The organism is Plantactinospora sp. B6F1, from assembly GCF_040120695.1.
Taxonomy (GTDB): Bacteria; Actinomycetota; Actinomycetes; order Mycobacteriales; family Micromonosporaceae; genus Plantactinospora.
Map to the genome: position 1 here is coordinate 74,493 of NZ_JBEEAC010000018.1, position 24,166 is coordinate 98,658.

21 protein-coding genes are annotated in these 24,166 nt (G+C 72.4%); 15 read left to right on the forward strand and 6 right to left on the reverse strand.

What is annotated here, in order from left to right; translation table 11 throughout:
- Positions 1 to 143 precede the first annotated feature (143 nt).
- Positions 144 to 1,535, forward strand: a complete 1,392-nt coding sequence (locus tag ABNF97_RS22125) for an FAD-dependent oxidoreductase (RefSeq protein WP_349339653.1) — start codon at positions 144 to 146, stop codon at positions 1,533 to 1,535.
- A gap of 12 nt (positions 1,536 to 1,547) precedes the next feature.
- On the opposite strand, the gene ABNF97_RS22130 is transcribed toward ABNF97_RS22125, so the two are convergent.
- Complete coding sequence (locus ABNF97_RS22130) at positions 1,548 to 2,141, reverse strand: TetR/AcrR family transcriptional regulator C-terminal domain-containing protein (RefSeq protein ID WP_130463911.1); 594 nt, start codon at positions 2,139 to 2,141, stop codon at positions 1,548 to 1,550.
- 69 nt (positions 2,142 to 2,210) lie between these two features.
- Here ABNF97_RS22130 and ABNF97_RS22135 point away from each other — a divergent pair, with 69 nt between their 5' ends.
- Together ABNF97_RS22135 and ABNF97_RS22140 are read left to right on the forward strand one after the other, a co-directional pair.
- Positions 2,211 to 3,446, forward strand: coding sequence for a beta-ketoacyl-ACP synthase II (locus ABNF97_RS22135; RefSeq protein WP_130463910.1), 1,236 nt, complete (start codon positions 2,211 to 2,213; stop codon positions 3,444 to 3,446).
- 168 nt (positions 3,447 to 3,614) lie between these two features.
- Entirely contained in the window at positions 3,615 to 6,158 is a 2,544-nt protein-coding gene (locus tag ABNF97_RS22140; protein ID WP_349339654.1) for a polysaccharide lyase family 8 super-sandwich domain-containing protein, read from the forward strand.
- Between the two features lie 54 nt (positions 6,159 to 6,212).
- Here the strand turns inward: ABNF97_RS22140 and ABNF97_RS22145 are convergent, their stop codons facing one another.
- Complete coding sequence (locus ABNF97_RS22145) at positions 6,213 to 7,142, reverse strand: alpha/beta hydrolase family protein (protein WP_349339655.1); 930 nt, start codon at positions 7,140 to 7,142, stop codon at positions 6,213 to 6,215.
- A gap of 209 nt (positions 7,143 to 7,351) precedes the next feature.
- On the opposite strand from ABNF97_RS22145, the gene ABNF97_RS22150 reads away from it, so the two are divergent.
- The gene (locus ABNF97_RS22150; RefSeq protein WP_349339686.1) at positions 7,352 to 7,930 is read left to right on the forward strand and encodes a TetR/AcrR family transcriptional regulator; all 579 of its coding nucleotides are present in this window, start codon (positions 7,352 to 7,354) and stop codon (positions 7,928 to 7,930) included.
- A gap of 3 nt (positions 7,931 to 7,933) precedes the next feature.
- Here the strand turns inward: ABNF97_RS22150 and ABNF97_RS22155 are convergent, their stop codons facing one another.
- Together ABNF97_RS22155 and ABNF97_RS22160 are read right to left on the reverse strand one after the other, a co-directional pair.
- The gene (locus ABNF97_RS22155) at positions 7,934 to 8,980 is read right to left on the reverse strand and encodes an SEC-C metal-binding domain-containing protein (protein WP_349339656.1); all 1,047 of its coding nucleotides are present in this window, start codon (positions 8,978 to 8,980) and stop codon (positions 7,934 to 7,936) included.
- Positions 8,981 to 9,075: 95 nt separating this feature from the next.
- A complete protein-coding gene (locus ABNF97_RS22160) occupies positions 9,076 to 9,774 on the reverse strand; it encodes a helix-turn-helix domain-containing protein (RefSeq protein WP_130463906.1) in 699 nt (232 codons plus the stop codon).
- A gap of 64 nt (positions 9,775 to 9,838) precedes the next feature.
- Here ABNF97_RS22160 and ABNF97_RS22165 point away from each other — a divergent pair, with 64 nt between their 5' ends.
- The 3 genes from ABNF97_RS22165 to ABNF97_RS22175 all read left to right on the forward strand — a co-directional run bounded on the left by ABNF97_RS22165 (position 9,839) and on the right by ABNF97_RS22175 (position 12,784).
- Positions 9,839 to 10,501 carry a hypothetical protein gene (locus ABNF97_RS22165; RefSeq protein WP_130463905.1) on the forward strand — a complete coding sequence of 221 codons (663 nt, stop codon included), beginning with the start codon at positions 9,839 to 9,841 and terminating at the stop codon, positions 10,499 to 10,501.
- On the forward strand, positions 10,498 to 11,235 hold the full coding sequence (locus ABNF97_RS22170) for an isocitrate lyase/PEP mutase family protein (RefSeq protein ID WP_349339657.1): 738 nt from the start codon (positions 10,498 to 10,500) through the stop codon (positions 11,233 to 11,235). The genes ABNF97_RS22165 and ABNF97_RS22170 overlap by 4 nt, the downstream gene beginning before the upstream one ends.
- A gap of 124 nt (positions 11,236 to 11,359) precedes the next feature.
- Complete coding sequence (locus ABNF97_RS22175; protein WP_349339658.1) at positions 11,360 to 12,784, forward strand: MFS transporter; 1,425 nt, start codon at positions 11,360 to 11,362, stop codon at positions 12,782 to 12,784.
- A gap of 170 nt (positions 12,785 to 12,954) precedes the next feature.
- Here ABNF97_RS22175 and ABNF97_RS22180 read toward each other — a convergent pair whose 3' ends face one another.
- Complete coding sequence (locus tag ABNF97_RS22180) at positions 12,955 to 13,983, reverse strand: LacI family DNA-binding transcriptional regulator (protein ID WP_349339659.1); 1,029 nt, start codon at positions 13,981 to 13,983, stop codon at positions 12,955 to 12,957.
- Positions 13,984 to 14,298: 315 nt separating this feature from the next.
- Between ABNF97_RS22180 and ABNF97_RS22185 the strand changes: the two genes are divergently transcribed.
- From ABNF97_RS22185 to rhaS, 4 genes are all read left to right on the forward strand, one after another.
- Positions 14,299 to 15,816, forward strand: a complete 1,518-nt coding sequence (locus ABNF97_RS22185) for an ATP-binding cassette domain-containing protein (protein WP_130463902.1) — start codon at positions 14,299 to 14,301, stop codon at positions 15,814 to 15,816.
- Positions 15,813 to 16,871 carry an ABC transporter permease gene (locus ABNF97_RS22190; RefSeq protein WP_349339660.1) on the forward strand — a complete coding sequence of 353 codons (1,059 nt, stop codon included), beginning with the start codon at positions 15,813 to 15,815 and terminating at the stop codon, positions 16,869 to 16,871. Before ABNF97_RS22185 ends, ABNF97_RS22190 begins: the two co-directional genes overlap by 4 nt.
- Entirely contained in the window at positions 16,861 to 17,889 is a 1,029-nt protein-coding gene (locus ABNF97_RS22195) for an ABC transporter permease (RefSeq protein WP_349339661.1), read from the forward strand. Before ABNF97_RS22190 ends, ABNF97_RS22195 begins: the two co-directional genes overlap by 11 nt.
- Before the next feature lie 76 nt (positions 17,890 to 17,965).
- Positions 17,966 to 19,027 (forward strand): rhamnose ABC transporter substrate-binding protein, encoded by a 1,062-nt coding sequence (gene rhaS, locus ABNF97_RS22200; RefSeq protein ID WP_349339662.1) that lies wholly within the window; start codon positions 17,966 to 17,968, stop codon positions 19,025 to 19,027.
- 125 nt (positions 19,028 to 19,152) lie between these two features.
- On the opposite strand, the gene ABNF97_RS22205 is transcribed toward rhaS, so the two are convergent.
- On the reverse strand, positions 19,153 to 20,448 hold the full coding sequence (locus tag ABNF97_RS22205; RefSeq protein WP_349339663.1) for an aldehyde dehydrogenase family protein: 1,296 nt from the start codon (positions 20,446 to 20,448) through the stop codon (positions 19,153 to 19,155).
- Positions 20,449 to 20,690: 242 nt separating this feature from the next.
- On the opposite strand from ABNF97_RS22205, the gene ABNF97_RS22210 reads away from it, so the two are divergent.
- The 4 genes from ABNF97_RS22210 (at position 20,691) to ABNF97_RS22225 (ending at position 24,106) form a co-directional block, all read left to right on the forward strand.
- Positions 20,691 to 21,539 (forward strand): hypothetical protein, encoded by an 849-nt coding sequence (locus ABNF97_RS22210; RefSeq protein ID WP_349339664.1) that lies wholly within the window; start codon positions 20,691 to 20,693, stop codon positions 21,537 to 21,539.
- A gap of 163 nt (positions 21,540 to 21,702) precedes the next feature.
- Positions 21,703 to 22,542: an ATP-binding cassette domain-containing protein gene (locus ABNF97_RS22215; RefSeq protein ID WP_130463897.1), complete on the forward strand. Its 840-nt coding sequence runs from the start codon at positions 21,703 to 21,705 to the stop codon at positions 22,540 to 22,542.
- Positions 22,539 to 23,378 (forward strand): ABC transporter permease, encoded by an 840-nt coding sequence (locus tag ABNF97_RS22220; protein WP_130463896.1) that lies wholly within the window; start codon positions 22,539 to 22,541, stop codon positions 23,376 to 23,378. Before ABNF97_RS22215 ends, ABNF97_RS22220 begins: the two co-directional genes overlap by 4 nt.
- Before the next feature lie 107 nt (positions 23,379 to 23,485).
- On the forward strand, positions 23,486 to 24,106 hold the full coding sequence (locus ABNF97_RS22225; RefSeq protein WP_130463895.1) for a response regulator: 621 nt from the start codon (positions 23,486 to 23,488) through the stop codon (positions 24,104 to 24,106).
- Positions 24,107 to 24,166 lie beyond the last annotated feature (60 nt).

The following is a 24,166-nucleotide window of genomic DNA, read 5'->3' on the forward strand; positions in this document are numbered from 1 at the left end:
ACAGGGGGCGTGGCGTGACTCAGCGACACCGGTCGGCCGGGCGTGGCGTACGCCGACGCGCGGCAGAGTCGTGATCCTGACTAACCGGCAGCTTGCCGAACGAGTTTCGCCTGGTGAGCGCCGGTGTCGGTAAGGATGGAGGCATGCCTTCGCCACTGTCCAAGCCCCGTCATGCCGTGGTCATCGGAGGGAGCTTCGCCGGCCTCTGTATCGCGCGTACCCTTGCCGGTTTCGTCGAGCGGGTGACCGTCCTCGACCGGGACCGCTTTCCGGACGGGCCGGTGCTGCGTACGGGCATTCCGCAGGCACGCCACCTGCACGTCCTGGTCACCTCGGGCCAGCGGGCGCTCGACCGGCTCTTTCCCGGCCTGATGGCCGAGCTGTACGACCGCGGCGCCGTCCCGGTCGCCGCCCCGACCGACCTGCTGTCGCTGAGCCCGAACGGCTGGCGGGAGCGCTTCCCGGCCACGCACACCCTGGTCGGGGCGAGCCGGGAGCTGTTGGACTGGACGATCCGGCAGCGGCTCGCCGCCGACGGGCGGATCCGGTTCGAGACCGCCCGGGAGGTGGTCGGACTCTGCTCCGGTGCGGACGGCGCCTCGGTTGCCGGGGTGCAACTGCGGGTCCGCAACGGCGGGAGCGAGGTCCACCGGTGTGCGGCCGACCTGGTCGTCGACGCGAGCGGGCGCGGCTCGCGTACCCCGGAGTGGCTGGCCGCGCTCGGCTACGGCCGGCCGGAGGAGACCAGGATCGATGCCGGGCTGGGCTATGCGAGCCGGCGGTACCGGCTGGCGCCGGGCGTCGCCGACGGCTGGAAGAACATCATGGTGATGCCGAAGCCGCCGCAGGTCTCCCGGGCCGGGGTGCTCTATCCGATCGAGAACGGCCGCTGGATGGTCACCCTCGGCGGGTTCGGCGACGAGACCCCGCCCACCGACGAAGCGGGCTTCCTGGAGTTCACCCGCAACCTGCGCAGCCCGTTGATCTACGAGGCGATCCGGGACGCCGAGCCGGACGGACCGATCCACGGGTTCCGGCGGACCGGCAACCACCGCCGGCACTACGAGACGATGCCGCGCTGGCCGGAGGGGTTCCTGGTGGTCGGGGACGCCGCCTGCGCCTTCAACCCGGTCTACGGCCAGGGGATGAGCGTCGCCGCGCAGACCGCGGTGGTGCTCGGCGAGCACCTGCGGGCTCACCGGGGGCGGTTCGGCCGGGCCGCCCAGGCCGCCGTGGCCGGGTGCAGCGCCACCGCCTGGACCATCGCCACCGGTAGCGACCTGCGATTCTCGGCCGACGCCGTCCGGCCGGGGCGGCGTGGCCGGCTCTCCCACTGGTATCTGGACCGGGCCTCCGACGTAGCCGACCGTGACCCGTACGTGCTGCGGGTGTTGACCGACGTGCAGCACCTGGTCCGGCCACCGGCCGCGCTGGCGCATCCGAGGGTGGCGCTGCGGGTGCTACGCGGCCCGACCCGCCCGCCACTGTCGGCCCCGCCCGTCACGGTGCCGGATCGGCCGGCATCCGGAGGGTGAGCGGCCTGGCCGTCACCGTGCCGGGTCGGCCGGAGCCCGGACGGTGAGCACACCGGCCAGGTCGATGTCGTCGGCGCGGCCGTCGAAGCCGGACTCCGAGATCAGCCGGGCGCCGAGGACGGTGCTCCAGAAGGTGCGGGCCTCGACGTCGGCGGGACGGTCGATCACCCAGCCGTGCCGGTCGAGGATCGCGACGAGATAGCTCTGCGCCTTGCGGAACAGCACGGTGAGGCTCTGCTCGGCCACCGGTCGCAGCTCCGGGCGGCGTCGGGTGATCGACATCGCCTGCACCGCGATCGGCACCGCGGGCAGGGTCAGCGCGCTCCGGGCCAGTGCGGTTCGGAATGCGGTGGGGGTGCGCCGGCGCCGGCCGACCGGCTCCAGCCGTTCGGCGTCCCGGAGCAGCAGCATGAACGCGGCATGCACGAACAGCCCGTCCTTGGAGCCGAAGTAGTAGGTGATCTGGTGCGGGTGGGCCGAGGCGGCGGCGGCGATCTCGGCCACGCTGACCGCGTCGAAGCCGCGCTCGGCGAAGAGCGCCGCGGCGTGATCGAGGATCTGTGCCCGGGTGCGCCGGCCACGGGCCCGGGGCGGCTCGGTGGCCATGTCATAGTTGTATGGGATACAACTAACGGCAGGCAAGCCGGCACACCGCGACGACGAGGAGGAGTCAGCATGAGCGGCCGGGAGGCGGTCGTCACCGGACTCGGCGCCACCACCCCGCTCGGTGGGGACGTCGACTCCCTCTGGCAGGGCATGCTCGACGGGCGTTCCGGCGTACGCCGGATCGACGACCTGGTGGCGTCGTTCGCGCACAGCGACGACCTGCCGACCAGGATCGCCGCTCCGATGACCGTCTCGCCGGACTCGGCGCTGACCCGGGTGCAGGCCCGCCGGATGGACCGCTGTCAGCAGGCCGCGCTGGTCGCCGCCCGGCAGGCCTGGGCCGACGCCGGCAGTCCGGAGGTCGATCCGCTCCGCCTGGCCGTGGTGATCGGCACCGGGATCGGTGGCGTCAACACCCTGCTCGACCAGGATGACCTGCTGGAGCAGAGAGGTCCGGCCCGGATCTCCCCGCTCACCGTGCCGATGCTGATGCCGAACGGGCCGGCGGCCTGGGTCAGCCTGGAGTTCCGCGCCCGGGCCGGCGTCTACACCACCGTCTCGGCCTGTGCGTCCGGCGCCGAGGCCCTGGCGCTGGCCGTCCGGCTGATCCGCTCCGGCGAGGCCGACGTGGTGATCGCCGGTGGTGCAGAGGCGGCGATCACCCCACTGACCATCGCCGGCTTCGCCCAGGCGCGCACCCTGTCCAAGCGCAACGACGAGCCGGAACGGGCCTCCCGACCGTTCGACGTGGACCGCGACGGCTTCGTGCTCGGCGAGGGGGCCGGAATGATGGTCCTGGAGCGGGCGGACTTCGCGGCGGGCCGGAATGCCCGGGTGCTCGGCCGGCTCGCCGGCTACGGCATCACCGCCGACGCGCACCACATCACCGGTCCTGACCCGACCGGTGCCGGGCAGATCCGGGCGATCCGCAATGCGGTGGCCGACGCCGGGCTGCGACCGGGCGATGTGGGGCACGTCAACTGCCACGCCACCTCCACGGTCGTCGGCGATGTCGGGGAGGCGAGCGCGATCCAGCAGGCGCTCGGCGACGACGTGATCCTCACCGCGCCGAAGTCGAGCCTCGGTCACCTGGTCGGCGCGGCCGGCGCCGTGGAGGGCATCCTCACCCTGCTCTCGGTCGCCAACGGAGTGATCCCGCCGACGCTCAACCTGGACCGCAAGGATCCCGAGGTCCGGTTGGAGGTGGCCAGCGAGGGGCCGCGTGAGCAGCGGCTCGACGCGGCGATCTGCAACTCGTTCGGGTTCGGGGGACAGAACGTCTCGCTGCTGTTCACCGCCAACTGACCGTCGGCTCCGGCCGACGGGACATCGACCGTGCATGGCGAACCTGCCGTCTGACGGACACGCCCCCACGTCGAACGACGGCAACCACGCGACCCCGGAAGGTTGAAAAGTTTCACGGAGGTTGGTTGAATTCGGCAAGACTTTACCGTCGATCTTGGAGCGTTCGCCGTGCCAGTCTCCCGCCGCGCCGTCCTGTCGACGATCCCCGCCGCCGGCCTGCTGGCGCTGGTCACGCCGTTGCGGGCGAGAGCCGCGACCCCGCCGGATCGAGGGCCCGCCGCGGCCGAGCACGACGTACTGCTCGGCAACACGGTCGCGATCTTCGCCGGTACCGCCGATTCGAACACCCGGCCCGAGGTCGCCGCCAAGCTCGCGGCCATCGACTCGACGGCCCGGGCAAGGCTCGACGCCTGGGCGGGCGCCGGACCGGGGGAGCTGTTCCAGGGTGTACCGCTGGGCAGCAGCGATCCCAACCTGACCACGTCGTTCCGGTACCTCTACGAGATCGCCCTTGCCACCCGGGTCCCCGGCGGCAGCCTCGACGGTGACACCGCCCTGCGACGCCGGGTCGTCGACGGACTCGGCTGGCTGTACGAGCGCTACTACGGCGACCAGGCGGCCGGCTACTACGGCAACTGGTACAGCTGGGAGATCGGGATCTCCAACCACGTCAGCCGGACCCTCGTGCTGCTCGCCGACGAGATGGCGGCGTACCGGCCGGAGCTGGTCGAGGCCTACGTGACCGCCATGGACGCGTACCTGCGCAACGGGAAGGACGGTGACGTCGACCTCGACTCGCGGTTCCACACCGGCGCCAACCTCGCCGACATCACCACCAACCGGGTCCTCCAGGGCGCCGTCCTCGGCGACGACGCCCGGATCAGCAAGGCACTGGCCGACCAGTTCACCGTCTTCGCCACCATCGACCCGTACGCCCTGGTGCACGGCGTCACCGACGGCTACTACGCCGACGGGTCGTTCATCCAGCACGCCTCGGTCGCCTACACCGGCTCGTACGGCCGGAACCTGCTGGCCCGGGTGGTGCAGACCGTCAAGATCCTGCACGGGACCGGCTACGTCCAGGGTGCGGAGCTGGTCGACGTGGTCCGGGGCTGGGTGGTCGACGGGTTCGCCCCGCTGATCTTCGAGGGCTGGATGATGGAGATCGTCAAGGGCCGGGCGGTCTCCCGGACCACCACCGGCTACGCCGACGTGGCGGGCGTGCTGGAGGCGGTCGTCGACCTCTCCGGCCACGCCAGCGGTGCCGACGCCCGTGCGCTGGCCGGCTACGTCAAGTTCGTCCGGCAGACCTCGCGGGCCGCGCTCGACCCGAGCACCTTCGTCTCCCCGGTCAGCATCGCCCGGTACGCCGACATCATGGCCGACGCCGCGATCCCGGCGGCCGACCTGAACCCCGCCCGGCGCAGCGTCGCGTTCAACGCCATGGACCGGACCGTGCACCGCCGCCCCGGCTACGCCTTCGCGCTCGCCCGCAGCTCCGACCGGATCAGCAAGTACGAGTACATGAGCGGCGAGAACCTGAGGCCGTGGTTCCAGGGGGACGGGGCGTACTACCTCTACCTCGCCGGGCAGGACCAGACCCAGGCGTACGGGGTGGACTACTTCACCACCGTCTCGCCGTACCGGCTGGCCGGGGTCACCGCGCCGGTCGAGCACCGGCACACCGTCCCCGAGCTGTACGGCACCGCCTGGTACGACAACCCGGCGCGCGGCTTCACCGCGTCGTCGGAGTCGCAGAACACCTACGTCTACTTCCCGCGCGGCACCAACCGCTACTCCGGCGGCGCCACCCTGGACAGCTACGGGGCCGCCGGGCTGGTCCAGTCCGACGACGCCGCGTACGCCGCGAAGCGGGCCGGTCAGCTCCCGGACGACTTCGTCGCGTACCGCAACGCCAGTGCCACCAAGTCGTGGTTCCTCTTCGACGACGAGATCGTGGTGCTCGCCGCCGGGGTCGGCGATCCGGCCGGCCGGGCGGTCAGCACGACGATCGACAGCCGGATCGCCGAGGAGTCCGATCCGGTGACGGTGAGCGGGCGGCTGCGCGACGGCCGGCCCTTCACCGGCACCGGTACCGCCCCGCTGGCCTGGCTGCGCTACGCAAACGCCGCCGGGCAGGCCTCGGTGGGCTACGTCTTCCTGGCCGGGCCGCCGCCGACGGTCAGCACCGAGGTGGTGACCCGCAGTCGCCGGGTGGTCCGGACCGCCAACCCGGACACGATGGTGCGCAAGCGGGTCTTCTCCGTCTCGGTGGAGCAGGCCGCCGGTGCGCCACTCGGCTCGCTGGCGTACGCCCTGGTGCCGAACGCCTCGGAGCACCGGCTGCGGGCGTACCGGGGCGGGCCGGTCCGGGTGCTGGCGAACGACACCCGATTCCAGGCCGTCCGGCACGCCGGGCTGGGACTGGTCGCCGCGAACGCCTTCACGCCCGGCCGGCACGCCGCCGACCGGCTGGTGGTCGACGGCCCGGCCTCGGTGCTGTTCCGGCAGGCCCGGGACGGCAGCGTCGCGGTCGCGGTCGCGGACCCGACCACGGACCGCGACACGGTCTCGGTGACGCTGCGCGGTCGCTGGCGCCGGGTGGTCTCGGCAGACGACGGGATCCGGATCCGCCGGGTTGCCGGCGGCACCCGGATCGAGGCCCACACCCGGCAGGCGTACGGCCGCAGCCTCCGGGTTGAGCTGCGCTGACCCACGTCGGGCGCGCTTGCCTCCGGGATCGGCCCCGTCCGGGCGCTCCGAGCGTCACCGGGCTTCGACATGGCCCAGCGGATCGGTGCGCTCGGTCAGCTTGGCACTTGCCACCGACCAGCTGGGGTCGGCGGGGTACAGCGTGCTGCGGAGGAAGGCCCAACTGAGCCGCTGGACCAGGGCGACCCGTTCGGGGCTCTCGTCCGTCGTCTCCGTCGAGTCGTACCCGGAGATTCCGCCCAGCGAGTGCTCCGCGCCGAAGAGGGTGAGCAGGCTCTTGGGGCCAGGGCTCAGGAAGTACGGATCGGTGAACCACTCGGGCCCCCGGACGGTCAGGGCGGACCGGTCCTTGTCGCCCGCGACCACCAGGGCCGGTGTGGTCATCCCGGTGAAGTCCGGGTTCATGAAGGAGAGGTGTTCGGCGGCGAACGGCGTCAGGTCGGCGCCACCGGTGCCGGGTGCGGCGAGCAGTACGCCCGCCCGGATCCTCGGGTCGGCCAGATCCTCGCCCGGCACGCCCCGGGCGTCCAGGACCCGTGCGCCCAGCAGCATGCTGGCCGTCTGGGCGCCCCACGAGTGGCCGGCTGCGGCGACGCGGCTGCGGTCGATGCGTCCGGCGAGGCCGGGAACGGCGGCTTCGATCCGGTCCAGGTGGTCGACGACGCGGATCAGGTCGTCGACCCGGAACCGCCAGATCAGCGGGTGGCGTGGGTCGTCCGGCGGGACATCCAGGGTCCGCGAGTCGAGGTGGGTGGGCTGGACGACCACGAAACCGTGTGCGGCCCAGAAGTCGACCAGCGGGGCGTAGCTGTCCAGCGATCCGCCGAAGCCATGGGAGAAGACGATGACGGGCAGTCCGTCGCCGGTCGTGGGAGCCGAGACCCGCACCCGGAGGTCCTCGTCGCGGCCCGGGGCCGGCAGCGGTACCGGGCGGATCGAGACGACCGGAACGGGCACGCTGACGAGTTCGTCGGGGTGGCACATGGGATTCTCCTTGCGAGCCGAGGTGCGGGGAGTGAGGTGCGGGGAGTGCGGTTCGAGGGGTGCGGTCGGTGGTGACGCTGCGAGGCCCGGTTGGTCAGGGGAGGGCCGCTCTGGCAGCATGGGTACCGGATCCATGTTCCGTTTAGACGATACGGAACAGTGTTCCGATTAGCAAGCCGAGTGACGGAGGCAACGGCGCAGTGACTGAGATCGGCAGCGGACCGGCATCGGCGGCCCGTCCGAAGCGGGCCGACGCCCGGCGCAACGAGGGGACCCTGCTCGAAGCGGCCGCCGCGGCCTTCGTCGCCTCCGGCGTCGACGTGCCCGTACGGGACATCGCGGCCAGGGCCGGCGTCGGCGTCGCCACGATCTACCGGCACTTCCCGACCAGGGCCGATCTCATCGTCGCGGTCTACCGGCACCAGGTCGAGGCATGCGTCCAGGCGGGCCCGGCCCTGCTGGCGAGCGGCGGCTCGGCGCACGGCGCCCTGGTCCGCTGGATCGATCTCTTCGTAGACTTCCTGGTCACCAAGCACGGGCTTGCCGAGGCGCTGCAGTCCGACGATGCCGCCTTCGCGACCCTGCACGCCTACTTCCTCGACCGGCTGGTGCCGGTCTGCGCCGAGCTGCTCGACGCCGCGGTCAGGGCAGGGGAGATCGGTTCCGGCATCGAGGCCTTCGCCCTGATGCGGGGGGTCGGCAACCTCTGCATCGGCGCGGACCGGGACCCGCGGTACGACGCCCGTCGGATGGTCGAGGTTCTCCTCGCCGGGCTGCGCCTTACCTGACCGTCAGCCGCGGCTACGCGGCAGGCAGCACTTCTTGTACTTGCTGCCCGATCCACACCAGCACGCCTCGTTCCGTTCCGGCGGCCAGGGAAGCTCGTCACCCCGCCCGGCGAGTTCCGCCGCGTAGCCGGCCCGGGCCGGCTCGCTCGTCGGGTCCGCGCCGGTGCGTTCGGCGTATCCGGCCAGTCCCTCCGTCGAGCCGCGCAGCGGGCCGAGTCCGATCCGGCCCGATTCGGTCAGCCGGACCAGTTCCCGCTGGACCCGGGCCCGGTGCCCAGCCCAGTCCTGGCCGAGCCTCTCGGCCAGCTCGGGCCAGCGCGACCGAAGGAGGTCGAACTCGCCCTCGGGCAGGAAGAGCCGGGCCTCCGGGCCCGACTCCGCCGCCGTGGTCGCCTCGCGGAACAGTTCGTTCTCCAGCCGGTCGGCCAGGTTGTCGTTCTGGTCGTGCGGCAGGTCGAGTTCACGGCGTACCCGGTGGCGCTGTTGCAACAGGAAGAAGAGGAGCCCGGAGGCTTCCCGCATGCCCGGTTCGGCGGTCGCGGTGGTGTCGTCGGCCTCGGCGGTCGCGGTGGCGTTCGGGGTGGCCCGGTTGCGCAGCGCGGTTTCCACCGCCTCGGTCAGCCATTGCTCGGCCAGGTCGGTCCGGCCGCCGACGTCCAGCGCCGCGCTGAGGTACGCGGCCGCGTCGGGCTGGGAATCAAGGAGCGGCCGTAGCGAGGTGAGCTCGGCGAGCGCCTCGTCGGCACGGCCGGTCCGGAACAGGATCCGCGCGTGCAGCGCCCGGGCGAAACCGGCGTCCGGCTCGGTGCTGTCCCGGTACGCCGCGACGGCGCGGTCCGCGTACCGCCGCGCGGCGTCGAGCTTCGCCCGGGTCTCGGCGATTTCGGCGGCCAGCGTCAGCGCCCGACCGGCGTCCGCCGGATCCGCGAGCCGCCCCTGCTCGACCGCCTCGGCCAACTCGGCGGCGATGCCCAGCGGGTCGGCCGAGCCGAGCGCGGACCGTCGCAGATCGCTCAGGTCTGCACTGGTGAGAATGTCTTTCGTCGGCACGGCTTCACGGTACTGCGGCAGGACGCCACGACCGGCCTGGTCAGGGTGTAACCCGCCGCACGGGAGGCGGGCGGGGTGTCGGCGGGACGACCACCTCAGTCGAGGTCGGTGAGCCCCAGGAGGTCCCGCAGCGCGGCCCGGCCGCTCGGGGTGGGGCGCACCGCGCGGCCGGACCCGATCCGGGCTATCCAGCCGTTGCCGAGGAACGTCTCGCAGAGTCGCGCCCCGGCCGACCCGGCGAGGTGCTGCCGCCGTTCCGTCCAGTCCAGGCAGCCACGTGCGAGGGGCCGATTGCCGGACCTCAGCGCTGCCGGACGCACGCCGAGCGTTTCGGTGAGCCAGCCGAGCCCGGCCGGGGTCAGGGCGAAACCGCCGCGCTGGTCCAGCAGCCCGGCCCCGGTCATCGCGTCGGTCACCGCGACGCCGAGCCGTCCGGCGAGATGGTCGTAACAGGTCCGGCCGCGCCGCAGTGCGGCGCTCGCGGTCGCCGCCCGCAGACCTCGCGGCGGGGCCGGGCGGAGGTCGAGCCCGGCCACCAGACTCTCCAGCAGATGTGCGACCGAGGGATCGGCGAGCTGCACGTACCGGTGCCGTCCCTGGCGCCGTTGCACGAGCAGGCCGCCGTCGACGAGGCGGTGCAGGTGCCCGGTCGCGGTGGAGGGCGCGACCCGGGTGTGCGCGGCCAGCTCGCCGGCGGTCCACGCGCGGCCGTCGAGCAGCGCCAGGCAGATGGCGGCCCGGGTCTCGTCAGCCAGCAGTCCCGCCAGCGACGCCAGGTTCGAGGCCGAGATCACCCACCCAGTCTAGGCGGCGATACTTCGGCCGCCGCCGAACGATGGTGGCCGTAGGTTGCGGCTCATGCAGCGGATCAGCGGCCACGACGCCGCCCTCGCAGTCCTGACCGACCCGACCTTCGTGGTGCCACCGGTCCCGCCCGCCCGCACCGGAGTCGGCTGGCTCCGCGCCACGGTCGGCCGGTTCAGCACCGGCGAGGCACACCGGCGACGGCGGGCACTGGCCGTCGCCATCCTGGACGCGATCCCGCCCGAGATCCTCCGGGCCGCCGGCCCGGCGCATCCGGTTGCCATCCTCGCCCGTGGGATGGGCATCGAGGGGCCGGTGGTCGAGCTGGTTCGGGACGTCGCGCAGGCGTACCAGCCGGGCACCGGAGACGAGCCCCGGGCCGACGCCGCCGTCGACCGGCTGGTCACGTTGCTTGGCGGTCTCCGCGACGAGCCGACCGCGGCCCGCATCGGGGTGCTGGTGCAGGCGTGCGAGGCCACCGTCGCGCTGACCGAACGGGCCCGGCACCGCCGGGTCGAGGACGTACTGCGCGACGAGCCGCCGGTTCCGCAGACCAGGCGGCAGGCGTTGGTCACCACCACCGTCGGCGGCGTCACGATCGAAGCCGGCGAGGTGGTGTGGGTCGGCCTCGCCGGCGACCTGGCCTTCGGCGCCGGAGCGCGCCGCTGCCCCGGCCGGGCGCACGCCCTCGCCCTCGTCGAGGCGGCCCTGCGGTGACCGGCTTCGCCGCACTCCACCGCAGGGGTGCCCCGCTCGTGCTGCCGAACGCCTGGGACGTGGCCTCGGCCCGTACCCTGGTCACCGCCGGCTTTTCCGCGATCGGCACCACGAGTCTCGGCGTCGCGGCGGCGGCCGGCCTGCCGGACGGGCTCGGTGCCACCGAGGCCGGGACGCTGCGCCTCGCCCGCAGCCTGGCGGCGCTTCCCGTACTGCTCAGCGTCGACCTCGAGGGAGGCTCGGTCGGTGCCGCGGCCGCGGTGGCCGAGGCCGGGGCGGTCGGGGTCAACCTGGAGGACGCCATGGGCCCGGTGGCGGACCACGCCGCGTTGATCCGGTCGGTGAAGCGGGAGGTGCCGCACCTGTTCGTCAACGCCCGGACCGACACGTTCTGGCAGCGGCCCGGAGACCTGGCCGAGACGCTGCGCCGGGTGCGGCGGTACGCGGACAGCGGCGCCGACGGCGTCTTCGTTCCCGGCCTCACCGAGCCGGCCGACATCGCCGCCGTGGTGGCGGCGGTCGACGTGCCGGTCAACGTCCTCTTCCTGCCCGGCCGGCACACCGTCACCGCCCTGGCCGATCTGGGGGTACGGCGGATCAGTACCGGTTCGCTGATCTTCCGGGCCGCCCTGGCCGCCTCCGCGCAGACCGCGGTGGCGGTTCGCGACGGCCTCGCCGTCCGATCGGACCTGCCGTCGTACGCGGCGGTGAACGCCGGGCCGGCGGCAGGGTGAACGCCGGGCCGGCGGCAGGGTGAACGCCGGGCCGGCGGCGGGGTGACGGACGCCGGCGGCTCGGGGCCGGAGCGGTCGGAAAAGGCTCGACATCAAGTTAGGTTCAGATCGTAGGGTCGTCCGCATGAGCGCGATCCGGGGGGACCGAACCACCTTCTACCAGCTACTCGGCAACACGCTGCTGGTGTCGGTGGTCAACTACACCGTCTGGTTCGCGATCACCTTCTACGTCTACCTGGAGACCCGATCGGTCTTCGCCACCGGGGTGATCTCCGGGATCTTCCTGGTACTGACGGCGCTGACCGGCATCTGGTTCGGCAGCCTGGTCGACCATCACCGGAAGAAGACGGTGATGCAGGCGTCGGCGGTGGTGTCGCTCGCGCTGTACACCGTGGCCATGGTGGTGTACCGGCTCGCCCCGCACGGCTCGTTCGGCGACCCGGCGAGCGTGCCGCTCTGGATCCTGGTCGTGCTGGTGATGATCGGGGTCATCGCGGGCAACATCCGGACCATCGCCCTGCCGACCCTGGTCACCGTGTTGATCGAGGAGGAGACCAGGGACCGGGCCAACGGCCTGGTCGGCAGTACCACCGGGGTGGGTTTCCTGGTGACGTCGGTGATCAGCGGCGTACTGGTGGCGATCGGCGGGATGTTCTGGGTGCTGGTCCTGGCACTGACGGTGATCGGGCTCGCCGTACTGCACCTGGCCCTCGTCCCGGTACCGGACCGGCCGTCGGCGCCGGCCCCCGCCGCCGGGCCGGCGGTACCCGGGGAACCGCTGGTCACCGCCGAGCCGGCGGCCGCGCCGAAGCGCGCGGTGGACCTGCGCGGCACCGTCCGGGTGGTCCGCGAGGTGCCGGGGCTGACCGCCCTGATTCTCTTCTCGGCCTTCAACAACCTGCTGGGTGGCGTCTTCATGGCGTTGATGGACGCGTACGGGCTGTCGCTGGTCTCGGTGCAGACCTGGGGGCTGCTCTGGGGGCTGTTGAGCACGGGCTTCATCGTCGGCGGGCTGCTCATCGCCCGGACCGGCCTGGGCCGGAACCCGCTCCGGCTGCTGTTGCTGGTCAACCTGGTGCTGTGGGCGGTCACCATGCTGTTCCCACTGCGATCCTCGATCGTGCTGCTCGTCGTCGGGCTCTACGTCTACATGCTGGTCGTCCCGTACGCGGAGGCCGCCGAGCAGACGATCCTGCAGAAGGTGGTGCCGTACGAGCGGCAGGGTCGGGTCTTCGGCTTCGCGCAGAGCGTCGAGCAGGCCGCCTCGCCGCTGACCGCGTTCCTGATCTCTCCGATCGCACAGTTCGTCTTCATCCCGTTCATGACCGACGGGTCCGGTGCCCGACTGATCGGCGACTGGTTCGGCACCGGGGCCGACCGTGGACTCGCCCTGGTGTTCGTGCTGACCGGCATCGTCGGCCTGGTCGCCACCGGACTGGCGCTGCGCAGTGGCCCGTACCGGCGGTTGAGCCGGCGGTTCATGGCGGGGCCGGCGACCGGGACGCGGTCGGGCGAGCCGGAGCTGAATCCGTCCGGCGTCGCCCCGTAGCGGCGACCGGCCACCCGGAGGCCGTGGCTGACCCCGGGGCGACCGGTCGCGTCGTCGCCGTGCGCGCATCTCAGAGCACGCGCCGCACCGCGCCGTTGGTGTTACCCGTCGACGAGTGAGCAGCATCGAACCACACCGGCCGTGGACGCGACGTGGAAGATCAACAGCGGTCACCCGCCAGACCGGCCGGCCAGGCGGTGGCTGGATTCCCGGACGACGAGTTCGGGTTCGAAGACGACCTGCTGGTGCCGGTGTGCGGCCGCCTCGTCGACCTCGCCGAGCAGCAGCGCGGCGGCGGTCTGGCCGAGCCGCTGCCGAGGTTGGCGTACCGAGGTCAGCGGTATGGCCGCCGCGGCGGCGAACTCGATGTCGTCGTAGCCGACCAGGGCGATGTCCTCGGGGACCCGAATGCGCTGCCGGGTCAGCTCCTGGAGGACGCCGAGCGCCAGCAGGTCGTTGGCGCAGAACACCGCCGTGGCCCGGTTCTCCCTGGGTGCGCCGAGCAGCCGGGCCGCGGCGTCCCGGCCGGCGGTGACGGTCGAGGCCGAGGTGTCGAGCCAGAGCAGGCTGTCGTGGTCGAGTCCGCCGTCGGTGATCGCCCGGATCGCACCGGCGTGCCGGTCGCGTACCTGTTGCAGCCGGACCGGGCCGCCCACGAAGGCGATGCGTCGGTGCCCCGCCTCCAGCAGGTGACGTACCGCAAGTTCGCCGCCGAGCCGGTCGTCCACTGAGACGGAGCAGAGGTCGGCGTTGCGGGACCGCCGGTCCAGCAGTACGACGTGGACGCCACGGTCGCGCAGCCGGAGCAGCCGGGCGCTGGCGTCGTCGACCGGGGTGATGAGTACGCCCCGCACCCGCTGCTCCCTGAGCAGGTCGAGGTAGGCGTCCTCCCGGGTCTGGTCGCCGTCGCTGTTGCAGAAGATCAGTGCCATCCCGGCGGTGCCGATGGTGTCCTCGACGCCCTTGGCGAGGTCGGTGAAGAACGGGTTCGCCACGTCCAGTACGACGAGGCCGACGGTCCGACTCCGGCCCCGGCGCAGTTGCCGGGCGGCGTGGTTGGGTACGAAGCCGAGTTCGTCGATCGTCGCGAGGACCCGGGCCCGGGTCGCGCTCGACACCAGGTCGGGTTGGTTGAGCACGTTGGAGACGGTGCCCATCGAGACCCCCGCGTGGCTGGCGACGTCGCGGATGCTCACCACGAGGTCTCCCGCACGGCTGTCCTCCTCCGCGTCGACGCGCTCGACTGAATCGTGTCAAGGACTCCTGGCGGCTCTGGCGGCGGGGGGTACCTGACCAAATCTGGCCTGTCCGGCGCCGACGTTCGACGCCGACCGGGAGTTCGGGGTCGGCGCTCGTGGCATCGGTGCAGTCCAGGGCGGTGTTTCGGTGCAAGGAAAGGCCTTACCTCGGAGTAACGATTCGGTAACCGCCTTCAGGGACTTGACCGGCCGGGAAGTCGGCCCTTAGCGTCTTCATCACATTGGAGATGAAACGTTTCATGGCTGGAGGGCCGGATGCCCGAGCGCGCAGATCCGGGTACGGCGAGACTGGCCCTGTCCGGCGTACGGAAGTCGTTCGGCGCCGTGCAGGCGCTCGCCGACGGACGCCTCGAACTGCGGGCCGGCGAGGTGCACGCGCTGGTCGGGGAGAACGGCGCGGGCAAGTCGACCCTGGTGAAGATCCTGGCCGGGGTGCACGCCCCGGACGCCGGAGAGGTGACGATGGACGGTGCACCGCTGGCCCTGACCGGTCCGGCCGATGCCCGGACGGCCGGGATCGCGGTGATCTACCAGGAGCCGACGCTCTTTCCGGACCTGTCCGTGGCGGAGAACATCTTCATGGGTCGGCAACCGCTGCGCGGTCTGCGCCGGATCGACTCCGCGGCGATGCGCCGACGCGCGGCGGAGCTGTTCGCCCGGCTCGGCGTACCGCTGGATCCGGACCGGCCGGCGCGCGGGCTCTCCATCGCCGACCAGCAGCTCGTGGAGATCGCCAAAGCGCTCTCATTCGAGGCCCGGGTGCTGGTGATGGACGAGCCGACAGCGGCGCTGTCGGGGATCGAGGTGGAGCGACTCTTCGCGGTCGTCCGGTCGTTGCGGGAGGCAGGCGCGGCGATCCTGTTCATCTCGCACCGCTTCGACGAGGTCTTCGCGCTCAGCCAGCGGATCACCGTGATGCGGGACGGGCGCTGGGTCTCGACCGACCCGACCGGGGACCTCGACGTGGCCAGAGTGGTGCGCCGGATGGTCGGCCGGGAGATCTCGCAGCTCTACCCGAAACAGCCGACCGAGGCCGGCGAGGTCATCCTCCGGGTGCGCGGGCTGACCCGGCGCGGCGTCTTCGCCGATGTCGGCTTTGAGGTACGCCGGGGCGAGATCGTGGTGCTGGCCGGCCTGGTCGGGGCGGGGCGTAGCGAGGTGGTCCGGGCGGTCTTCGGCATCGATCCGTACGACGCGGGCGAGGTGCTTGTCGACGGCGTACGGCTGCCCCGGAGCCGGCCGGCGGCGGCGATGGCCGCCGGGGTGGCGCTGGTGCCCGAGGACCGCCGCCAGCACGGGCTGGTGATGGAGCTGTCGATCGAACGGAACGCCACGCTGACCCGGCGCTGGCCGCTGGCCCGGTGCGGTCTGCTCGGCCGGGGCGCGGAACGAACCGCCGCGCGGACCTGGACGCGGCGGTTGCGGGTGAAGGCGGGACGGCTCGACGACCCGGTCTCCACGCTCTCCGGCGGCAACCAGCAGAAGGTGGTACTGGCGAAGTGGCTCGCCACGATGCCGAAGGTGTTGATCGTCGACGAGCCGACCCGGGGGATCGACGTCGGTACCAAGGCGGAGGTGCACCGGCTGATGTCGCAGCTCGCGAGCGAGGGGGTCGCGGTGTTGATGGTCTCCAGCGAGCTGCCCGAGGTGCTCGGCATGGCGGACCGGGTGCTGGTGATGCACGAGGGCCGGGTGGTCGGCGAGATTGCCCGGGACGCGGCGACCGAGGAGTCGGTGATGCTGGCCGCGACCGGGCAGGGAGGGACGCCGTGACGACCACGACCCGCCCGGACCCGGGGCCGGACGCCGCGGTCGGGGCCCGCGGTGGCGGGCCCGGGACCCGGCTCGGCCACCGGCTCTTCGTGGCCCGCGAGGTCGGCATCGGACTCGCGCTGATCCTGCTGATCGCGGTGACCACGGCGGTGAACCCGAGATTCCTCTCCGGACAGGGCCGCCGGGACCTGATGCTCGGCGCCACCATCCTGGTGGTGCTCGCGGTCGGCCAGGCGATCGTCATCATCACCCGCAACGTCGACCTCTCGGTCGGGTCGGTGCTCGGCTTGGCCGCGTTCGCGACCGGAAAGCTGTTCCTGGCGATGCCGGACGCGCCGATCGCGCTCGCCGTGCTGGTCGGGGTCGGACTCGGCGTGCTCTGCGGCGTGGTCAACGGGGCGCTGATCGCGGTGGCCCGGGTGCCGGCCCTGGTGGTCACCCTCGGTACCCTCTACGTCTTCCGGGGCGTCGACTACTCGTGGGCGGCGGGACAGCAGATCAACGCCGCCGACATGCCCGACGGCTTCAAGTCGATGGGCACCGCCGACCTGCTCGGAATCCCCCTGCTCGCCCTCTTCGCGGTGGCGGTGCTGGTCGTCGCCGGCTTCTACCTGAGGTCCTACCGCAGCGGCCGGGAACTGTACGCGATCGGCTCCGACCCGGTGGCGGCCCGGCTGCACGGGATCCCGGTCGGCCGGCGGGTGTTCGGGGCGCTGGTGGTCAGCGGCGGGCTCGCCGGCCTGGCCGGGGTGCTCTACGCGGCCCGGTACGGCACCCTCGACGCGGCCGCCGGCAGCGGGATCGAGCTGAACGTGGTCGCGGCGGTGGTGGTCGGCGGAGTGGCGATCTTCGGCGGCAGCGGCTCGGTGTACGGGGCGGCGCTCGGCGCCGTACTGCTGAGCACCATCGGCAGCGCCCTGCCGGTGCTGAAGGTGAATCCGTTCTGGCAGCAGGCGGTGGTCGGGGCGCTGATCCTGGCCGCGATCGGATTGGACCGGGCGCTCGCCGCACGGGTGGCCCGCCGGCTACGAGGAAGGAAGGCCCGTGGCGCCTGAGAGAACGGGCCGGCCGGCCCGCTGGGTTTCCACGTTCGGCACCTGGGACGTGCTGGTGATCGTCGTGCTGGCCGTGGTGGTGATCGGCGCATCGGTACTGGTCGAGGGCTTCGCCACCGCCCGGTTCTGGGGCTTCCTGCTGCTGGATGTCGTCCCGATCGCGCTGATCGCGCTGCCGATGACGCTTGTTGTGATCACCGGCGAGATCGACCTGTCGGTAGCCAGCACGCTGGGACTGGCCAGCGCGGTGCTCGGCCAGCTCTGGGTGACCGGCCTGCCGCTGGCGCTGACCGTACCGCTGGTGGTGCTGCTCGGCGCCCTGCTCGGCGCGGTGAACGGGCTCTTCGTCGCCGGGTTCGGGCTGCCGTCCCTGGCGGTGACGATCGGCACCCTCGCGCTGTACCGGGGACTGGCGTACGTGGTGCTCGGCGACCGGGCGGTCGCGGACTTCCCGATCGGCTGGACCGGCAAGTCCATCGAGGCGCTGCCCGGCACGACGGTGCCGTGGGTGGTGGTGCCGCTCGCCGTCCTGGCGATCGGGTTCGGGGTACTGCTGCACGCCACCCCGATCGGTCGCGGCCTCTACGCGATGGGCAACAACGACCAGGCCGCCACCTTCGCCGGCATCGCGGTGGCCCGGACCAAGTTCTGGCTTCTCGTCGTCACCGGCGCGGTGGCCGCCCTCGCCGGAGTCTTCTGGACCATGCGGTACGCCAGCGCCCGCGCCGACAACGGAGCCGGGCTCGAACTGTCGGTGGTGGCGGCGGTGTTGCTCGGCGGCGTCTCCATCTTCGGCGGCCGGGGCACCCTGATGGGCGTCCTCGCCGGGGTACTGCTGCTGATGACCCTGCGCAACGCCCTGCAACTCGCCGACGTGCCGGCCGACACCCTGACCGTGGTCACCGGCACCCTGCTGATCATCTCCGTCGTCGGGCCGAACGCGGCCGGCATGCTCCGGGCGCGGATGCGACGGCGACGACCTGCCGCACCGCCGGTGGCGGGCGCCGATGGCGCCTGACCACTCCCACCCCTGTAACCACCCCGATTCCCACCGGCCCGCGAGATGGGCAGTTCTATCCGAGAGAGGACCGGTCATGACCGTCATGAGATCCAGAGGCGTACGGGTGGCTGCCGCCGCCGCGACGCTCACCGCGTTGTTGCTCGGCGCCGGTTGCGCGAGCGACGACGACGGCACCCCGTCGGGCGGTTCCTCCGCCGGTGGCGGCGGCTCGATCAAGGAGGGGCTGAGCGTCGCCTTCCTGCCCAAGCAGGTGAACAACCCGTACTTCACCGTCGCGGACAACGGTGGCAAGGCGGCGGTGCAGGAGTTCAAGGGCGAGTACAAGGAGGTCGGTCCCTCCGAGGCGAGCGCGTCCTCACAGGTCAGCTACCTCAACACCCTGACCCAGCAGGGTAGCGACGTGATCGTCGTGTCGGCCAACGACCCGAACGCGATCTGCGGCGCGGTCAACCAGGCCCGGCAGGGCGGTGCCAAGGTGGTCACCTTCGACTCCGACACCAACCCCGACTGCCGGGACCTCTTCGTCAACCAGGTGACCGGGCAGGGGATCGCGGAGAACCAGGTGAAGCTGATCTCGGACGCGATCGGCGGGCAGGGCAAGATCGCGATTCTGTCGGCGACCGCCAACGCGACCAACCAGAACGCCTGGATCGAGCTGATGAAGGCCGAGCTGAAGAAGCCGGAGTACAGCGGGATCCAGTTGGTGGCCACGGTCTACGGCGACGACAAGGACGAGAAGTCGTTCCAGGAGACCCAGGGTCTGCTCTCCGCCCACCCCGACCTGAAGGGCATCGTCTCGCCCACCACCGTCGGTGTCGCGGCGGCCGCCCGCTACCTCTCCGGCTCCCGGTACAAGGGCAAGGTGGCGCTGACCGGGTTGGGCACCCCGAATCAGATGCGCGAGTTCGTCAAGAACGGCACGGTGCAGAGCTTCGCGCTCTGGAACCCGGCGGACCTCGGCTACCTGGCCGCGTACGCCGGTGCCGCCCTCGCCTCCGGGATGATCACCGGTAAGGAGGGCGACACCTTCACCGCAGGCAAGCTCGGTGAGTACACCGTCGGCGCCGACGGTGTGGTGGTGCTCGGTCCGCCGACCGTCTTCGACGCGTCCAACATCGACCAGTTCGACTTCTAGGCGGTACCGTCCCGGCACCGCCGTCGGCCGCCGGCGGTCCACCCGCCCAGCCGGCCGGCGGCGGCGCCGGCTTCGGCACGGATCGACGCGGCGCCGGCTTCGGCACCGATGGACGCGGCGCCGGGTCAGCCGGGGACGCCGGGCACGTCCTCCGGCACGACGACGTACTGCCGCAGGTAGAGGTCCTGGAAGGTGACCGGGCCGCGCGGGCCCGGCACATGGTCCACGTTGATCCCGGTCTCCGGTACGCCGTGCAGCTTGAAGCCGTCGAGCAGCCGGGTCGAGGCGTTCCAGAAGACGCCGGTGCCGATCGCGGTGGCGATGAACCGCTCGGCGGCGGCACGGTCCTCGGTCACGATCGTCGCGGCGAGCCCCGAGGTCTCGGTGTTGGCGATCGTCACCGCCTCGGCCAGGTCGGCCACCTCGGCGATGGTCACCGTCGCCTCCCGGCCGCCGTCCAGCGCCCACTCGTAACCGAGCGGATGGTCGTACGGCGGCAGCGAGGCGCGTACGCCCCGCTCCGTCAGGGCGGTCTCGAAGCGGGGGAGCGCCGTTCCGGCGACGTCCCGGTGCACCAGCAGCAGGTTCACCCGGTTGCAGACGCCCAGCCGGTCCAGCCCGGCGACCAGCAGTTCGGTCGCCCGGTCCAGGTCGGCGGCCGCGTCGACGTAGAGCACTCCGCCGCCGTCGGCGTGTGCCAGCGTACGGACACCATGCCGGGCCGCCTCGGCGCCGAGCGAGCGGGTGGCGTCGCCGCTGCCCCGGAGGATCACCAGGGGAATCAGGTCGGTCTGCCGGACCAGGGCGACGGCGCTCGCCCGGCTCGCGTCCGGCAGCAGTTGGATCGCGTCCGAATCGAGGCCGACGTCGCGCAGCCCTGCGGTGATGACGTGCTGGTGGAGGGCGTTGGCCGAGGTGAGCGCGGCGGACCCGGTTCGCAGCACGCCGGCGTTACGGGACTTGACCAGTTGGGAGGCGACGTCGACGGTCACGTTCGGCCGGGCCTCGAAGTTCGCCCCGATCACCCCGACCGGCCGGCGGCGCTCGGAGAGCCGCAGCCCACCCGGCAGCGACCGCAGCGGGGTCTCGCGGGCCGGAAACGGCGCCTCGGCGAGCAGCCGCAGCTGGTCGGCCATCCCCTTCAACCGGGCCGCGTCGAGCCGGAGCCGGTCCTGTAGCGCCGGGCTCATCCCGGCGGCCCTGGCCGCCTCGACGTCCTGCTGGTTGGCGGCGAGGATCTCGCTCTCGGCGGCGACCAGACGGTCGGCCATCGCGGTCAGCGCGGCGTCGATCACCGAGTCCGGTGCCTCGGTCAACCCGGTGGATCCGGCCCGCGCTCGCCGGCCGCACTCGGCGACCAGGGCATGCACGCGGTCGTCCGGCCCGTCCGGAACTGCGTCGGTCGCCTCGATCGAAACCATCTGCCGGTCTCCTTCGCCGTTCTCGTCCGCCGCCATCGTATGCCGGGTGCCGGTGGCAGCGGCCACCGAGTCTGGCACGTTTGTTCAACGAGTGAGCAATGGTGTCCGCTATTCAGGACCGCTCGGGGTCGTACGCCCGCGTCCCGGGCGGCCGGGTCTGGCGTGCAGGCCCGTCGACGCCGCCCGGCCGGCTGCCGAGGGGCTCCGGCCGAGCATGGTCGGCGTACGGATAGGGTCCCGCCATGTCGAAGAAACGGGTGCGGGTCGCCTTCCTCGACGCCGACACCGGAGCCCGGATCGGCGGGAGCGAACTGCCGCTCGGGCAACTTCCGGACAGCTTCCAGCCGACGACAACGCTGGAAATGTCCGGCGCCACCTGGTCGGTCGAACGGGCCGAGCCGCCGACGGCGGCGCAGTTCGGCGCGACCGGCACCCTCACCCTGACGCTGCGGCGGATCGAGTCCGTTCCGCCCGGCGGCATCCTCTACTCGTTGCCGACGCTCTGTGCCGCCCTGCCCGCGGTCGCCCCGGCACCGGCCGGTGCCGACCGCGTCGAACTGCACGAGGACGACTGGCGCCAGGTGGAGCTGGTCAGTGCCGACCTCGCGGACGAGGTCCAGGCCGAACTCCGGGCGGTACGCCGCAGCTTCGAGCAGCACGCCCGCCGTGACGAGCACGGCCGGGTCTACGGCTTCCAGGGCATCCACGTCCGCAGCCAGCCGGTCCGACCGCTGTCCGGGCCGGTGTCCCGGAGCCGGTTGCTCGGCCTGCTGCCGCCCGGCGCCCGGAACCGGGGCGGGATCGGCCTCCGAGGCCAGCGCGGGATCGTGCCCAGCTCGTTCGCGGTGACGGTCGGACGGGTGCTGCTGTATGGCCTGGCCGACAATGACGCGCTCGCCGTACTGGCCGTGCTGGCCGTGCAGGGTGAGCCGGGACCGGACACCGAGCCGGAGCCGCGGCTGGCGGCCGCGCTGGAGCAGGCGATGCGGGAGGCGGACCTGCTGCTCGTCGACTGGTGCCGGATCGCCCTCGTCGCACCGGCCTCGATCGGTGACTACCTGGCCGCCACCGGGGTGGCCGGCCGGACCTGACCCCGGGCCCCGGCGACCCCTTCCCGAGCGGTGACGCAGCGGCCCGGGTCGGGGCAACCACGGCTGGCCCGTCATCGCGCCGTCGCTGTCCACCGATCGGTGGACAGCCGGATTCCGTCCTGTGGTCGTCCCCGGCCGATCCGGCCGGCGGAAGCATCGAGGCATGACAGTCATCAGTGCGCACGGGCTGCGCAAGACGTACGGCGCCCGGGTGGCGGTGGACGGTATCGATCTGACCGTCAACCGTGGCGAGGTGTTCGCGCTGCTGGGACCGAACGGCGCGGGCAAGACGTCCACGATCGAGATCCTGGAGGGGCACCGGCGCCGCGACGGCGGCACGGTCTCGGTGCTCGGCGAGGACCCGGGTACGGCCGGCCGGCGGTGGCGGGCCCGGCTCGGCATCGTGTTGCAGACCGCGACCGACGCCGCCGAGTTGACCGTGCGGGAGATGGTGCGGCACCTCGCCGGCTACTACCCGGATCCCCGTGACCCGGACGAGGTGATCGAGGTGTGCGGGCTGACCGGGAAGGCCGGCGCCCGGATCCGTACCCTCTCCGGCGGCCAGCGACGCCGGCTCGACGTGGCCCTCGGCATCGTCGGTCGGCCCGAACTGCTCTTCCTGGACGAGCCGACCACCGGATTCGACCCCGAGGCGCGCCGGCAGTTCTGGACGCTGATCCGCCGGCTCGCCGACGAGGGCGGCACGATCCTGCTCACCACCCATTACCTGGACGAGGCCGAGGCGCTGGCTGGCCGGCTCGCGGTGCTCGCCGCCGGCCGGATCATCGCCGAGGGCACCCCGGAGACCATCGGCGGCCGGGCGAGTGTGGCGGCCACCGTCAGCTGGCGGGACGCCGACGGCGACCACCGGGAGCAGACCGCCGACCCGGTCGCCCTGGTGGCCCGGCTGACCGCCCGGGCCGGCGGGACCCTGACCGACCTCCGGGTGCACCGGCCCAGCCTCGAAGACATCTATCTCGACCTGATCGGAGAAGACCGATGACCGCCACCACCGGCGCACCGACCTCGGCGGTACGGCTGCCGTCCACCCTCCGGGTCGGCCTTGCGCGCGGAGCCGTCGAGCTGAAGCAGTTCTTCCGGCAACGCGACGCCGTGGTCTTCACCTTCGCCTTCCCGGCCTTCATCGCGCTGATGCTCGGGCTGATCTTCGACGAGCCGGTGCACGACGCACCGGGGGTCGTCATCAGCCAGGTCTTCGTGGTCGGGATGATCGCGTACGGGATCGTCTCCACCGCCTTCATCAGTGTCGGCGTGGGGATCGCGCTCGACCGCGAGGACGGCACGCTGAAGCGGCTGCGCGGCACGCCGGCCACCTCGGTCGGGTACTTCCTCGGCAAGATCTTGCTGGTCGCGGTCTCCACCGCCGGCGGGATCGCCCTGCTGCTGGCGGTCGGGGTACTCCTGTTCGACCTGCGGCTGCCGACCGATCCCGGGCGGTGGCTCACCTTCGGCTGGTTGCTGGTGCTCTCCGTCGTCGCCTGTACGCTGCTCGGCATCGCGGCCAGTTCGCTGGCCCGCTCGGCGAAAAGCGCCCCGGCGGTCCTGAACCTGCCGGCCATCGCGCTCCAGTTCGTCTCCGGGATCTTCGTGTTGAACGACGCGTTGCCGGACCGGATGGTGACGGTGGCATCGTTCTTTCCGGTGAAGTGGATGGGGCAGGGGTTCCGGTCGGTGTTCCTGCCGGACAGCATGATGGCGCGGGAGCCGGCGGGTTCGTGGGAGCACGGGACGACGGCCCTGGTGCTCGGTGCCTGGTGCGTGGGAGGGTTGCTGCTCTGCCTGCTCACGTTTCGGTGGAGCGGACGCGAAGGCCGCTGACCGTGCGGTCCGGAGACCCCCGCGGGGTGCCGGCACCCTCGGCGGGCCCGCGCGACGGGAACCGGCGTCCGGTGCGGGTGGTGGACGGTGGCTCGGGAGGTGGACCGGTGATCAGGGTGCTGCTGGTCGACGACCATCCGGTGGTCCGGGACGGGTTGCGCGGCATGCTGCACACCGAGCCCGACCTGGAGGTGGTCGGCGAGGCCGGGTCGGGCCAGGAGGCCGTCGCGCTGGCCCGGGTGCACCGGCCGGACGTGGTCCTGATGGACCTGCGCATGCCCGGCATGGACGGGGTACAGGCCACCGGGGAGATTCTGCGCGAGTCGCGGTCCAGCCGGGTGGTGGTGCTGACGACGTACGAGAGCGACGCCGACATCCTGCGGGCGGTGGAGGCCGGCGCCATCGGCTACCTGCTGAAGGACGCCACCAGGGTGGAACTCGCCGCGGCGATCCGGGCCGCCTCCCGGGGCGAGACGACGCTCGCGCCGTCGGTCGCCGGTCGGCTGGTCCGGCGGGTCCGGGCTCCGGCCACCCCGGCGCTCTCCGCCCGGGAGGTGCAGGTGCTCGGCCTGGTCGCCGAGGGACGGACGAACGCCGAGATCGGCCGGGCACTGCACATCAGCGAGGCGACGGTCAAGACGCACCTGCTGCGCACCTTCAGCAAGCTCGACGTCTCCGACCGGACCGCCGCGGTGACCACCGCGATGGGTCTGGGGCTGCTCGGGTAGCTGTACCGCCCGCCGTGGTCAACGGTCCGCACTCAGTACATTCGATTCTGGGCGGTCGAG